The 14,609-nt window shown below is 31.5% G+C and carries 13 protein-coding genes; 3 read left to right on the top strand and 10 right to left on the bottom strand.

Annotation, left to right across the window (positions count from 1 at the left end; all coding sequences use genetic code 11):
• Positions 1 to 6 precede the first annotated feature (6 nt).
• From gatB to BN38_RS06625, 9 genes are all read right to left on the bottom strand, one after another.
• Positions 7 to 1,425, bottom strand: coding sequence for an Asp-tRNA(Asn)/Glu-tRNA(Gln) amidotransferase subunit GatB (gatB, locus tag BN38_RS06665; protein ID WP_044566180.1), 1,419 nt, complete (start codon positions 1,423 to 1,425; stop codon positions 7 to 9).
• On the bottom strand, positions 1,425 to 2,828 hold the full coding sequence (locus BN38_RS06660) for an amidase family protein (RefSeq protein ID WP_044566412.1): 1,404 nt from the start codon (positions 2,826 to 2,828) through the stop codon (positions 1,425 to 1,427). Before BN38_RS06660 ends, gatB begins: the two co-directional genes overlap by 1 nt.
• A gap of 8 nt (positions 2,829 to 2,836) precedes the next feature.
• Positions 2,837 to 3,115, bottom strand: coding sequence for an Asp-tRNA(Asn)/Glu-tRNA(Gln) amidotransferase subunit GatC (gene gatC / locus BN38_RS06655; RefSeq protein ID WP_044566179.1), 279 nt, complete (start codon positions 3,113 to 3,115; stop codon positions 2,837 to 2,839).
• A gap of 1 nt (position 3,116) precedes the next feature.
• Positions 3,117 to 5,117, bottom strand: coding sequence for an NAD-dependent DNA ligase LigA (gene ligA, locus BN38_RS06650; protein WP_044566178.1), 2,001 nt, complete (start codon positions 5,115 to 5,117; stop codon positions 3,117 to 3,119).
• Positions 5,118 to 5,119: 2 nt separating this feature from the next.
• On the bottom strand, positions 5,120 to 7,315 hold the full coding sequence (locus BN38_RS06645) for an ATP-dependent helicase (protein WP_044566177.1): 2,196 nt from the start codon (positions 7,313 to 7,315) through the stop codon (positions 5,120 to 5,122).
• An 89-nt stretch (positions 7,316 to 7,404) separates the two neighbouring features.
• Entirely contained in the window at positions 7,405 to 7,728 is a 324-nt protein-coding gene (locus BN38_RS06640) for a YerC/YecD family TrpR-related protein (protein ID WP_044566176.1), read from the bottom strand.
• A 117-nt stretch (positions 7,729 to 7,845) separates the two neighbouring features.
• On the bottom strand, positions 7,846 to 8,508 hold the full coding sequence (locus tag BN38_RS06635) for a type 1 glutamine amidotransferase (RefSeq protein WP_044566175.1): 663 nt from the start codon (positions 8,506 to 8,508) through the stop codon (positions 7,846 to 7,848).
• On the bottom strand, positions 8,505 to 9,833 hold the full coding sequence (locus BN38_RS06630) for a MurT ligase domain-containing protein (RefSeq protein ID WP_044566174.1): 1,329 nt from the start codon (positions 9,831 to 9,833) through the stop codon (positions 8,505 to 8,507). Before BN38_RS06630 ends, BN38_RS06635 begins: the two co-directional genes overlap by 4 nt.
• Positions 9,834 to 9,870: 37 nt before the next feature.
• Positions 9,871 to 10,140, bottom strand: coding sequence for an acylphosphatase (locus tag BN38_RS06625; protein WP_044566173.1), 270 nt, complete (start codon positions 10,138 to 10,140; stop codon positions 9,871 to 9,873).
• Positions 10,141 to 10,235: 95 nt separating this feature from the next.
• Here BN38_RS06625 and BN38_RS06620 point away from each other — a divergent pair, with 95 nt between their 5' ends.
• A complete protein-coding gene (locus tag BN38_RS06620) occupies positions 10,236 to 12,797 on the top strand; it encodes a heavy metal translocating P-type ATPase (RefSeq protein WP_044566172.1) in 2,562 nt (853 codons plus the stop codon).
• Positions 12,797 to 13,072 (top strand): metal-sensing transcriptional repressor, encoded by a 276-nt coding sequence (locus tag BN38_RS06615; protein ID WP_044566171.1) that lies wholly within the window; start codon positions 12,797 to 12,799, stop codon positions 13,070 to 13,072. The genes BN38_RS06620 and BN38_RS06615 overlap by 1 nt, the downstream gene beginning before the upstream one ends.
• Before the next feature lie 24 nt (positions 13,073 to 13,096).
• Here BN38_RS06615 and BN38_RS06610 read toward each other — a convergent pair whose 3' ends face one another.
• Positions 13,097 to 13,591: a QueT transporter family protein gene (locus tag BN38_RS06610; RefSeq protein ID WP_044566170.1), complete on the bottom strand. Its 495-nt coding sequence runs from the start codon at positions 13,589 to 13,591 to the stop codon at positions 13,097 to 13,099.
• Positions 13,592 to 13,710: 119 nt separating this feature from the next.
• On the opposite strand from BN38_RS06610, the gene BN38_RS06605 reads away from it, so the two are divergent.
• Positions 13,711 to 14,604 (top strand): C39 family peptidase, encoded by an 894-nt coding sequence (locus BN38_RS06605; RefSeq protein WP_049944461.1) that lies wholly within the window; start codon positions 13,711 to 13,713, stop codon positions 14,602 to 14,604.
• Positions 14,605 to 14,609: the final 5 nt, after the last annotated feature.

The following is a 14,609-nucleotide window of genomic DNA, read 5'->3' as shown; positions in this document are numbered from 1 at the left end:
CCACTCCTATTCTCCTATTTTTTCTTTAAGCAATTCATTTATTTCGACAGGATTTCCCTTACCCTTAGTTTTCTTCATAGCTTGGCCTACTAAGAAACCAAAGGCTCTATCTTTTCCATTTTTTATATCTTCAATAGATTCTGGATTTTCAGCTAAAACTTCATCTACAATTTCTTCTAAGAAATTACTATCAGAAATTTGTAGTAGATTTCTGTCTTCAGCTAATTTTTCAGGGTCCTCGTTTGATTCGAAAATTTCTCTTAGAAGTTTTTTAGCAACATTATTGTTTACCTTATTATCCTTAGCAAGGTTAATTAGCTTAGCGAAGTTTTCAATTGATAGGTTCATTTGATCTGCTGATATTTCATTTTCGTTAAGTCTTCTAGATAATTCTGTAAGTATCCAATTTGCTACTATTTTTGGATCTTTTATTATTTTATTAGTTTCTTCAAATAAATTAGCAAGGTTTCTATCATTTGCTAAAAGGTTAGCATCGTATTCACTTAAAGAGTATTCTTTAATGTATCTTCTTTCTTTTTTGTTTGGAAGTTCTGGTAGATTATTTTTTAAATTTTCAATGAAGCTGTCTTCAATTTTTATTTCAGGTATATCTCCATCTACTGAAAATCTATAATCATTTTCAAGAAGTTTATCACGCATGTGGATTGTTTGAAGCTTTTCATCATCCCAACGTCTAGTTTCTTTTATTCCACTTTCTCCAATTGCTAAAAGTCCCCTATGACGTTTTTCTTCAAATGCTAGGGCATTTTCTATAGCCTTTATAGAGTTCATGTTCTTGATTTCAGAGATAGCTGTCTTATTACCAGTTTCTTCGTCAACCATATTTATATTGACATCCACACGCATAGAACCTTGAGCCATTATACAATCAGAAATCCCTAAAAATTTTAAAGTTGATGCTAATGTTTCTACAAATTCACGAGCCTCATCTGGTGAATTTATGTCAGGTTTTGTTACTATTTCAATCAATGGAACTCCTGCTCTGTTATAGTCCATAAGAGCTCTATTTTCCTCATCATGGTTAGACTTACCAGTATCTTCTTCCATATGAATTTCTATAAGACCGATTTTTTTACCATTTTTAAGTTCTATATATCCATTAGTCGCAAATGGTTTGTCAAATTGTGTGATTTGATATCCTTTTGTTAAGTCTGGGTAGAAATATTTTTTTCTATCCATTTTTTGATCTTTAGCTATATCGCAATTAAAAGCAAGACCTGCGGTAATAGCAAGTTCAACTGCCTTTTTATTTACTACAGGAAGTGCACCAGGATGACCTAAACATACTGGGCATACATGAGTATTTGGTACTGCTCCAAATTCATTTTTACAGGAGCAAAACATTTTTGTTTTTGTAGATAATTCTACGTGGATTTCAAGTCCTATTATTGTTTTTGTAGTCATTATTCCTCCTCTAAAAATCCTTGTGCAGCATTGATAATGCTATTATCATCAAATCTATCTCCTATGAATTGGATAGATCCTGAAATTCCATCTCTTACTGGAACGGAAATACCACACATTCCAGCTAAGTTTACAATTACGTTAAAACCATCAGCTCTGAAATCGCTTAGTGGATCATCGTTATTTTCGCTGATTTTTGGTGGTAGATTAGTTGTTGTTGGAGTAACAATCAAATCTAATTCTTTGAAATACTCTTCAAGTTCTTCTTTTATCAATGTTCTAAGTTGTAGACCTTTTTTATAGATTTTTTGACCATCGTTGGCAGATAGATACATAGTACCTAGGGCAATTCTTCTTTGGACCTCTTCTCCCAAACCTTCCGATCTTGATTTTACAAAAAGTTCATTTACATCCTTATAATCTTTAGTTTGATGGCCAAATCTCACACCATCAAATCTGCTCATATTGGAAGAAACTTCACAACTCATTACAACATTGTAAACAGGATTGGCAAATTTAGCATATTTTAATTCTATTTCAATTAATTCTGCTCCAAGTTTTTTGAGTCTATCTAGGGCATTATGGTAGTCATTTTTTACTGTATCATCAATACCATTGTATAAGTGACTCTCTGTGGAGATATATCCAATTTTTTTGCCTTTAAAATCATAGCTTTCTTTTTGGTAATCATATAGCTCTAGTATAGAGGTCATATCATGTTTATCAGCAGATGAAGATACACTAGCCAAAGTCCTTAAATCATCGATATTTTTTGCAAACAATGAAACTTGATCTAGAGTATTTGACATAGAGACTACACCATACCTACTCATTAAAGAGTAAGTTGGTTTGTAACCAATTATATTTGTATATGATGCTGGACCCCTAACTGATCCACCTGTATCTGTTCCAACTGATACTAGAACATCATCACTTGATACGGATACGGCTGATCCTGATGAAGATCCACCTGGGATTCTTTCAGTGTCCAAATTATTTTTTACTATACCAAAATATGATGTTTTTGAACTTGCTCCCATAGCAAATTCATCCATATTAGTTTTTGCTATTATAATAGCATCTTCTTTCAAAAGATTTTCTATGACTGTGGCATTATATATTGGTGTGAAATCTTCAAGCATTTTTGATCCACAGGTCATTTTCATATTTTTATATGAAATATTATCTTTAATAGTGATTGGTAGACCAAATAGCTTGCCAAGTTCTTCACCGTTTTTTAGTTTTTCTTCTAAATACTCAGCTCTTTTTATGCTATCTTCCTCATCATAAGAAATATATGCGTTATATTTGTTTTCTTTTATTTTTTCTAAAGTTTCTTTTGTATATTGGCTTACTGAGATTTCACCAGATTTAAACTTATTTACTAAATTTTCTATATTCATCATTTCCACTATAACTTCCAATCCAATCTAAAATATCCAAATTCTTTATCACCAGCATTTTTAAGAGCTTCATCTCTTGAAATTTCTTCAAAAATCTCATCCTCTCTAAATACTGCTTTGTGATTATAAATACTTTCTGTCATAGGAACACCTTCAGTATCCACATCAAAAATTCCCTCAATAAAATCTAATACCTGATTGAATTTTTCAGTCATAAGCTCCAAATCCTTACCTTCTAGGCTCAGATTGGAAAGATTATAAATCTTTTCAACTTCCTTTGTATCCATACTACTTCCCTTCTAGTTCGTTTAAAAATTCCTTTAGTTCATTGCCATCAATTACTTTAATATCTAAACTTTTTGCTTTATCAAGCTTGGAACCTGCGTTTTCTCCACAGATTAAAGCATCAGTGTTTTTTGAAACAGAGCCTGTGACTTTGCCCCCATTTTTCTCAATTAAGTCTTTAATCTCATCTCTTTTATAGTTGTCAATGGTTCCAGTTATTACATAGGTTAAGCCTTCTAATATACTTGTTGAAGCCTCATTTATATCTTCATTTATATTTATTCCCTTTGATAGGAGCAAGTCAATTGCTTCATTGATATTTGCATCCGCAAAAAATTCCATAATGTTTTCTGCAGTTATATCTCCAATGTCTGGGATTTGTGTTAATTCACTAGCTTTTGCTTTTCTTAGACTAGCAAAATTTTTAAACTGACTTGCTAAATCTCTAGCTGTTCTCTCCCCTACATTTGGTATACCAATTGCATATATAAATCTATTTAAATCTACATCTTTACTAGCTTCAATTGCATCTAAGAGATTGTTTGTTTTTTTAGGACCAAAACGATCTAAATCAATAAGATCATCATAGCTAAGATCGTAGAGATCATAAACTTCTTTTATTCCAAGCTCATCCATTAATTGGCCAATGGTTTTTTCAGAAAGCCCCTCAATATCCATGGCATTTCTAGATGCAAAATGCTCAATCCTTGCTAGTAGTTGTGGAGTACAAGATAAAGAGTTAGGGCAAATAATATGAACATTCCCCTCTATTAATTCACTGCCACAATACGGACAATGACTAGGTTTGTCTATTATTTTTGTCCCATCTTGATTTTCATCAACAACTCCCAGTATTTCTGGAATAACATCATTTGACCTTCTTATAAATACTCTTGACCCAAGTTTAACTTTTTTTCTTAATATATCATCATAATTATTTAATGTTGCACGAGATACTGTGACTCCAGAAAAATCAACCGGTTCAAGAATAGCAGATGGTGTAACTTTTCCGGTTCTTCCTACATTCCATACCACATCTAAAAGCGTTGTTGTGTATTCTTCTGCTTCAAACTTATAAGCTAGTGACCATCTTGGAAATTTGTTTGTATAACCCAAAGCTTGTTGAGTCTTCTTATCATTAATCTTGATTACAACCCCATCTGTTAAGATGTCCAAAGTTTTTCGTTCTACCTCTATTTTATCTAATTCTTTGATTATTTCATCATAAGTTTTAACTTTTTTATGGTAAGGATGAACTACAAAACCTTGATCTTTTAAAAAATCTAACATTTCTTCTTCAGTATCAAATTCTAGATTTGTTGTTGAAATGTTGTATATATAGGCTGTTAAATTTCTTTTTCTTGTTTCATTAGTATCTAAATTCCTAAGAGCTCCAGCTGCTGCATTTCTAGCGTTTTTTAGCTGCAATTCATTTTCCTTATTATATCTTTCTAGTTCAGATAATGGCATCAAAGCTTCACCTTGAATTTCTAAAAGTGATTGCTCTTTAATAGTTCTAGGCACTGATTTTATAGTATGTACCTGGGCGGATATCTCTTCTCCCACGCTACCATTGCCCCTAGTAGCAGCATTTCTCAATTTGCCATCTTCATAAGTTAGGTTAATTGTTAGTCCATCAAATTTATATTCTAAGATATATTCTATATCATCAAGCTTATCTTCGTGGCTTTCATTATAAGAATCGAGAAGCCTATTTACTCTTCCTATCCAATTTGCTAAATCTTCAAATGATTGGGCCTTATCTTGGGAATATAGCCTTGTAATATGGAAGTGTTTCTCAAACTTTTCAAGTACTTGTCCACCAACTTTTTTGCTAGGCGAATTTTCTGGAGAAAATCCGGTTTCTTCTTCAAGTTCTTTTAACCTATCGTATAGTTTGTCATATTCACCATCTGAAACCAAGGGCGCATCGAGGGTGTAATAATGATAGTTTAATTCTTCTATTTTTTCTATTAGTTCATTAATCTCTTCAATTTTTCCCATAATCACACCTTTGTTATTGGAGCATAGTCCTGGTTAAGTTTTTTTAAACCTTTTTTATCAAAAGCAACAACCAACTCATTTCCATCTTCATTTTCTTTTATCTGAACAATCATGCCCTGGCCCCATTTCGAATGTATTATTTTATCTCCGATTTTATAGCTTTCATCATCTTTTTTACGTGCTTTTAACTTTGTATCAAGTACTGATTGTCTTGTCTTTTCTCTCATATAATCTTCATTTGATGCTCTTTCAAAAGATTTAGAGGTGAATTGTCCAATTGATGAATTTTCTAATTCATTTATATTTTCTCTGATTTCGTCTATAAAACGAGATGGCTTATAATATATAGGTTTCCCATAGGCTCTTCGAACTTGACTACTAGTTAAATATAACTTTTCCCTAGCTCTTGTAATTCCTACATAAAACAGTCTACGTTCTTCCTCGATATTCCCTTCATCAATGGACCTTTTACCTGGAAACAACCCTTCATCCATGCCAACCACAAAAACAACCGGGAATTCTAGTCCCTTTGCCGCATGCATGGTCATTAGGTAAACTGATTGGTCACTGTCTTCAGTTTTTTCCAAGTCAGATATCAAGCTTAAATTTTCTAGATAATCATATATTGTATCTTCTGGATTATTTTCTTCGTATTCGCTAGCAGCTGATATAAACTCATTTATATTATCAATTCTAGACCTATCTTCAACAGAATAGCTAGATTCAAGGGCCTTTAGGTAGCCAGATTTTTCTAAAGTTTCATTTATTAAATCTGTGATTTTATACTTTTCTATATTGTCAAAAATGTTACTTAGCGGAGTGTAAAACTTTTTTGCTAAATTTTTTAACCTATCTGATAGTAGATAGTCATAAAGAGGATTTCTTATAAGATCTAAGATGGATATTTCGTTATTAGCAGCGACTTTCTCCATTTGTTCAATACTCTTATTTCCTATACCTCTTTTCGGCTCATTAATTATTCTTTTTAAAGCTAAATCATCCTTTGGATTGACAATAATTTTTAGATAAGAAATCAAATCCTTGATTTCTTTCCTATCATAGAATTTAAGTCCACCAACTACCTTGTAGTCAATCAGATTTTTCATAAGAGCTTCTTCAAATGACCTAGACTGGTCATTAGTTCTATATAAAATCGCAATATCCTCTAAGCCATAACCTTGATTTTGTAGACTTTTAATCTCATCAACTACAAATTTACTTTCTTCGCTTTCAACAGAGTTGCTCTTATATATAACTTCATCACCGTTATCATTATCTGTCCACAATTTTTTATCCTTACGATTTAAATTATTTACAATCAAAGAATTTGCAGTATTTAGTATATTTGAAGTTGACCTATAATTTTGCTCAAGCTTTATTAGCTTAGCATCTTCAAAGTCTTTTTCAAAGTTAAGGATATTATTAATATTGGCTCCTCTAAAAGAATATATTGATTGGTCAGCATCTCCTACGACTACAACATTATTATGGTAGCCAGCAAAGTACTTTATTAGTTCATATTGGGACTTATTTGTATCTTGGTATTCATCCACATATACATAAGAAAATTTGTATTGGTAATACTTTAAAGTTTCTTTATCTTTAGCAAATAAATCCAGTACTTTTTCAATCAAATCGTCAAAATCTAGAGCATTGTATTCAAACTTTCTTTTTTCATATAGCTTATATATTTCGTAATACTCATTCTTATTCTGATAGTAACCATCTATAATTAGAAATTCTTTTGGGCTAATAGATTTATTTTTTAGAGAAGAAATTAAATTTTGGGCACTTCTAGGACTAATTGTGTCTTTATAACCTAATTCATTTATTATATCTTTAATTAAGGTTTTCTGATCATTAGTATCATATATAGTAAAATTTGATGTATATCCTATTTTTTCAATGTTCATCCTCAAAATTCTTGCGCAAATTGAATGGAAAGTTCCTATCCATAAATGACTTACGTCCATATTTAATAGATTTGAAATCCTATACTTCATTTCATTTGCTGCTTTATTTGTGAAAGTTATTGCTAAAATATTTCTTGGATATACATTTTCATTTTCGATTAAATTTGCTATGCTAGTAGTCAATACACGAGTCTTACCACTTCCTGCTCCTGCCAATACCAGCAAGGGGCCATTTTTATGTAATACGGCTTGTTTTTGCTTATCATTTAATCCTTCAAATTCCATAATTAAATCCTTCCTACCTATTAATTATACTACAAAAAAAGAGTGGCATAAGCCAACTCTTATATTGTATCTTAGAAATCTATTATTTTCTATTTATTATTTTCTCTTTGTTTCTTTAAATCTTTTTCTATAAGCTTATCCAAAACAAGGTCATAACCACTTAGACCATAATTTAATGATCTATTAACTCTAGAGATAGTTGCAGTAGAAGCCCCCGTTTCTTCTTCAATTACATTATATGTTTTTCTTATTTTTAATAGCTTAGCTACGTGTAATCTTTGAGCTATTGATTGAATTTCTCTAGCTGTACATATATCTGTAAAAAAACTATAACATTCATCAACATCTTTTAACATCAAGATTGCTTCAAAAAGTTCATCGGTTTGTTCATTTCGTAATTTTGAATCTGTCATACTTCCCCCTAAAAGGTATTTTCTTTTCTATATTAGTATACTACATTATTGTTAAATTGGTATAAAATTTTAAAAATTTTTAACTAATAAATTTATACTTATTTTGCACTAAAGTAATTACTTGGATAAATTAGCATTTTTTTCGATCAATTTAAATACATTCTCGCATAAAACTTCATTCCTAGCGAGTAATGGTCCGTGTAGGTAGGTGCCAATAGTATTTTTGTATCTAAAGCCTTCTGTCTTGTCTAATCCGTTGTTTCCATTTCCATCCAATACAATGGCAAAGGGGTTTTGATCTTCTGATAAAAATGTAACACCACCGTGATTTTCAAAACCTTCGTAAATATCTCCTGTTAAACTGTCCTTTATTTTTATAGGTCCTGTGAATCTTTTACTATTTTCTTGATTCTTAGTATAGTGAGGGAATATTGATAAGCCATCTATCTTGTTGTTGTAAGCATCATAATAATACTTTCCTAACAACTGATAGCCACCGCAGATAGCAAGTAATACTCCATCATTTTCAATAAATTCTTTAAGTTTGTTAGCCTTATCTCCTAGATCTTTTTGAACTATTGATTGTTCGTAGTCTTGACCCCCGCCAAAAAATACAAAGTCATAATCATTAGGATTAAAATCATCACCTACAGTAACTATCTTGGTATTTACTTCATAGCCATTTTTGTGGGCTTCGTGGCTAATAGCCATAACATTTCCAATATCTCCATAGGTATTTAGTAAATTACCATAGAGGTGGCATATATTTATTCTTTTCATAAACCTAATACCTCCCTTAGTTTTAACATAGCTGTGTAGGTTGATAATACATAGATGTTTCGTGTCTTAGAATTTTTAATTACAGCATTAATTTCTTTTTCGTAATCAAATTCAGAAATTTCACCATCAAATATTTCTGCTATTTCTAAACGCCTTTTCATGTCTTTTTTTCTAATACCTGAAACGAAAATATCTTTGATATCTAGGTCTTTTAATTTTTCATAATATGAATCATAAATCCAACTAATATCAGTTCCATCGGCATATTTGTCATTCAATAGGCAAATTAGAGATATTTCCTCTTTTTCTAACATCATAAGATCTATTATTTGATTTAGACCAGTAGGATTTTTCACTAGATTTATAGTTAAATTTTTACCATCAATAACTACATTTTCCTGCCTACCAAATACATTTTTTTGACTTTTTAAGCCATCATAAATTTCTTTATCACTTAGTCCTAGTTCTTTTGCAACACTAAGAGCAGCCAAGGCATTGTATACATTATATAAGCCACCAACATTAACTTCGTATTTGCTACCATCTACTAGAAATTCAGAATAATTAGCATCTAGCTTTATAAGCTCATCTATGCTATATGTGATCTCAGGTGTATGGAAATCGCAATTTGGGCAAGCATAATCACCCAAAGAAGCATAATTATTTAATCTGTATTTAAGTACGCTATGGCAGTTTGGACACAATATCCCATCTGAATTAAGTTCTGCGTCAAGCTCATAGTAATCACTAGCCTTTGAATAATCTCTTATTGCAAAGTAAGACTTGTTAAAATCTTTCATTTCTTTATAATTAAATATAGGCAGATCTCCATTGGCAATTATTTTTGCATCTGGCATAACTTTCATTCCATCAATAAGCTTTGCGTATATATTATATATTTCGCCAAACCTATCCATTTGGTCTCTAAAGATATTTGTGAATACAACATAATCAGCCTTTATATTTTTGCCAATTTTAACTAGATTAGCCTCGTCAACTTCTAATACTGCTATTGTCTCTTCATTGGCTGGGTTATCTAATAAGGTTGTAATGATTCCTTGAATCATATTTGATCCTGATTCATTTGTATAGACCTTGTCATACCTTTGTTTAAGTATGCTTACCAAAAAATGAGTTGTCATAGTCTTTCCGTTTGTTCCTGTTACGAAAATAAACTTAGTGTTTTTTGATAACTCATCTAGTATATCTTTATCTAATTTATAAGCTACATATCCAGGCAGGCTTGTGGCATTATGTTTTGTTATCCTTAGTCCAGCCCTAACAATTTTTGCTATTACTTTTGAAAATTTATTTTTAAAACTCATAGTTTTAATATATCTTATAATAAAAGTTAATCAATAGTTAGCCAACTATATCAAAAGATTTTTCATAATCAATTAGATCAACTTCAGTTTTGTCAATAGATTCTATTCTTATAAATCTTTGATTTTGTAACTCATAAATAAAACGGTCTATATTTTCTTCTTCACCTTGTACATAGGACTCCACATCATAGCTATATAGATTCTTAACATTGCCTGTTAGATTTAATCTATCTGCAATCATTTTTGCTGTAAATCTAAAACCAACGCCTTGAACTCTACCTTTGAATAATAGTTTATATCTTTTCATAATTCCTCCGTTTACAAATTAATACCCAGCTTGACAAATAATATATTTTCTTGTTAAATAATACTAACACCCCCAGGGGGTGGTTAGGAGGTTATATGAAAGAACGTTTCGACATCACAGGAATGACTTGTGCATCTTGCCAGGCCAATGTTACAAGGGCTGTCGAAAAATTAGGAGTAAATGAAGTTAATGTAAATTTAATAAGTGAATCAATGAGTGTTGATTACGACCCAAATAAATTATCTAGCCAAGATATAATAGATTCAGTTGAAAAAATAGGTTATGGAGCTTCTTTAAAGGATAAGACAAATAAATCAACTAATAGCGAAAGCACAGTTGATAGAGATCACAATAAGGAAGAAGAAAATACTAAGTTTAGACTAAGATTTTCTATGGCTATGCTTATACCCTTGATGTATGTATCGATGGGCTCAATGCTAGGACTACCTATACCAAAAGTTCTAACAGGAATGAATGGATCTTTGCTAAACGCTTTAGTTCAATTTTTGTTCACCATTCCAGTTCTTATAGTCAATAAGAAGTTTTTTATAAGTGGTTTTAAAGGCCTTGCTAACAAAGCTCCAAATATGGATAGCTTGGTTGCCCTAGGTTCTAGTGCAGCAACCATATATGGTATCTTTGCAATAATGAGAATGGCCTATGGTTTTTCCTATGGAGATTTGGACATTGTGCACCAATACATGCACAATCTATATTTTGAATCTGCTGCAATGATTCTAACACTTATTACTCTTGGTAAATATTTTGAAGCAAAATCAAAGGGTAAAACCAAGGCATCCCTTGAAAGTCTAATCAATCTTGCACCCAAAAAAGCTATAGTGATAAGAGATAGCCAAGAAGTGACTATAGATGTTTCAGATATTAATCAGGGTGATATAGTTTTTATCAAGCCAGGTGATTCTATACCAGTTGATGGCAAAATCATAGAAGGATCTTCTTTAGTTGATGAATCAGCTATCACTGGAGAGTCTATACCTGTTAGCAAAACTGTAGGAGATCAAGTTATCTCAGCAACTATTAACAAGGAAGGTTCTTTTAAATTTCAAGCTACCCATGTTGGTGAAGATACAACCCTTGCACAAATTATAAATTTAGTAAATGATGCTAATGAAACTAAGGCTCCGATTGCCAAGATGGCTGATAAAATATCAGCTGTTTTCGTTCCAGCAGTTATTGTCATTTCTATACTTACCTTTATAATTTGGATGATATTGGGAGCTGATTTTGAATTTGCACTAAACTTAATGATTTCAGTCTTGGTAATTTCCTGCCCATGTGCCCTAGGTCTTGCAACCCCTATGGCAATTATGGTAGCTACTGGAAAATCTGCAGAATTGGGATTATTATTTAAAAATGCAGAAGCATTAGAAAATTTGCACAAAGTTGATACAATATTGCTTGATAAGACAGGTACCATAACTGAAGGCAAACCAAAAGTAACTGATGTAATAAGTGATATAGATAAAAGCGAATTCATGAGTCTAGCATCTTCATTAGAAAAATCGTCAGAGCACCCACTATCCAATGCTATTGTAGATTATGGCAAGGAAAATGGATCAGAGATTTTAAATGTAGATGGTTTTAACGCTATATCTGGATTTGGTATTGAAGGATTAATCGATAATAAAAAATATTATGCTGGAAACATCAGACTAATGGAAGAAAAATCTATTAATCTGAAAGATTATGAAGAAAAATCTAATAAACTTTCCCAAGAAGGCAAAACTTCCATGTATTTTGCCAATGAGGATGAAGTAATTGGACTAATTGCAGTAAAGGATCTACCAAAAGCAACTTCAAAAATCGCCATTGATGAGCTTAAACATCTAGGTTATGAAGTAACCATGGTTACTGGAGATAATGAAAAAACCGCCGAAGCTATTAAAAATGACCTAGGCATAGACAAGAAATTTGCTGAGGTACTTCCTAAGGATAAGGATAAAGTTGTAAAGGAACTTCAAAACTTGGGTAAAAAAGTATCAATGGTAGGTGACGGTATAAATGACGCTCCTGCCCTTGCTAGAAGTGATATCGGTATAGCCATAGGAAATGGTACAGATGTAGCTATAGAATCAGCTGATGTTGTATTGATGAAAAATTCACTATTAGATATAGTAAGTTCTATTGAATTATCAAAGGCTACTATTAAAACTATTAAAGAAAATCTATTTTGGGCATTTTTCTACAATATTATCCTAATTCCACTAGCAGCGGGATTGCTCTACCCTATCAAAGGAATAACACTCAACCCAATGTTTGCAGCATTTGCAATGAGTATGTCTTCAGTCTTTGTTTGTCTTAACTCACTAAGACTAAAAGGATTTAAGGCGAACTATAAAAACGAAGATGAGATTCAAAAACTAATTACAAGAGAAGAAAATAAACTAAATAATAAAGGAGAAGAAAAAATGGCACAAACAAATAAATTACTAGTAAATGTAAATGGAATGACTTGCAACCACTGTAAAGCTAACGTAGAAAAAGCTCTACAAGAACTAAGCTTTGTAGAAAATGCAGAAGTTAACTTAGAAAATAAAAATGCTGAAGTGACATATTTTGGAGCTGCTGACGAGAAAGCTATTGAAGAAGCTATAAATGAAGCAGGATATGAATATAAGGGTATCGAATATAAATAATGCATGCTGATAAAGCAAAAACCATAAGAAAATTAAAAACTGTCGGTGGGCAAATCGATGGATTAATAAAGATGGTTGAAGATGATAGATATTGTATAGATATAAGTAATCAATTGATGGCATCAATTTCTATATTAAAAAATGTAAATAAAGATGTTCTAAGAGGACACCTAGAGCATTGTGTATACGATGCTATTAGCAATGAAGATAAGGAAGATGGCCTAAAGAAAATAGAAGAAATTGAAGCTATAATTGACAAACTAAATAAAATCTAGAAAAGCTCCCAAGCGGGAGCTTTTTTAAAAATCAGTAATAATATTCATAAATCCAGTATTCTTTTCTAGTATTTTAAATATAATAACAGCAATGATAGAAACCATTACAAATTCGCTTGCCATAAATGAGAAAAGCATAGTGATAAATGCTCCTGTATTATCTAGCAATAGATAAGTTCCTATTGCAGGTACAGAGACCATTAGTACTGGAAATAAAGATGCTATAAATAACTTATCTGTTTTCTCCATCAATCTAAATGCTATATATGAAGATAAAGTACCAAATATAACATCAAACCATGCCATTGGGCTAAATAGATTTGCTATAGCACATCCTAATACTAGCCCTGGTATGTACTTTCTATTATAGAAAACTAAGAGTACTAAAATTTCTGAAAACCTGAATTGTATAGGTCCGTACTGTGGCATAGGTACAACTAAAGTTAATACTGCGTAAAGTGCAGCAACGACTGCAGATCTAACCAAAAAGTTAGTATCCTTTGTAAAATTCTTATTCATTTTTCTCTCCTTGATATTTTTTATAATGGGTGCCAAGAAACATTACCGGAATATTATATCATAAATTTTATAATTATCACAAGTATTGAAGCATATCTTTATAATAGTAAAGTAATCTTATGAAAAAATATCTTTTAATTGCTCTTCTCATTCCCCTATTAACATCTTGTTCTAAAGATGATATTAGAGAAAATGAAGGCATAGTTAATGAAGAAAATTTAAATATTCTTACAAGTATAAACGAACTTGCAATAGATACATTTATACCTAAAAAGGGACTTGCTCTATCTAATGAAGAAGATATCGACAAAGATACAAATCCTAAACTTAAGTCCGATAACAAGGATGAGCTTAAGAAAAACATAGGATCATGGATTGGTGAAAATCCAAAAGCCAAGTGGGTTTATGATAACTTCGATGATTTGGATAATATAGATGCATATTTGGCAGGAAATGATGAGGACACAATCGAATTTGTTTATAATATGAATAACGGTTTAACCAATTTCCCATACACTCCTGGCCAATCAGTTGATTTAGAAAGAAAAACCCCTTATTATATTCAATGGGACAATAGATGGGCCTACAACAAGCTAGGTAATAGAAATATTGGTATTAGTGGTTGTGGACCTACTTCTATGGCTATGATTTTATCTAGGTTAAAGAAAGATAATTCTATCACACCAGATAAAATAGCCAAAGATGCACAAAATTACATGGGTAACGAGGGTATCTCATGGAACTTCTTTTACGATGGAGCAAAAAAATATGACTATGAAATTGAGGACGTTGCCTTAAACGAAGAAGCTATGAAAAAGGCATTGGAAAAAGGTCCACTATTAGTTTCAGTAAATAGAGGATATTTTACCCTTTTTGGTCATATATTTGTGATAGACTCATATAAAGATGGTAAATTTATAATAAATGATCCAAATAGTCTTAGAAATTCTAAGATAGAATGGACTTTCGATCAGATAAGTAATCAAATTGTAAAAATTTGGTCTATATATTAACTTGA

Origin of the sequence: Anaerococcus provencensis (assembly GCF_000312365.2) — a bacterium.
GTDB lineage: Bacteria > Bacillota > Clostridia > Tissierellales > Peptoniphilaceae > Anaerococcus > Anaerococcus provencensis.
The sequence above is the reverse complement of the archived record's forward strand: the minus strand, read 5'-3'. Positions and strand labels throughout refer to the sequence as shown.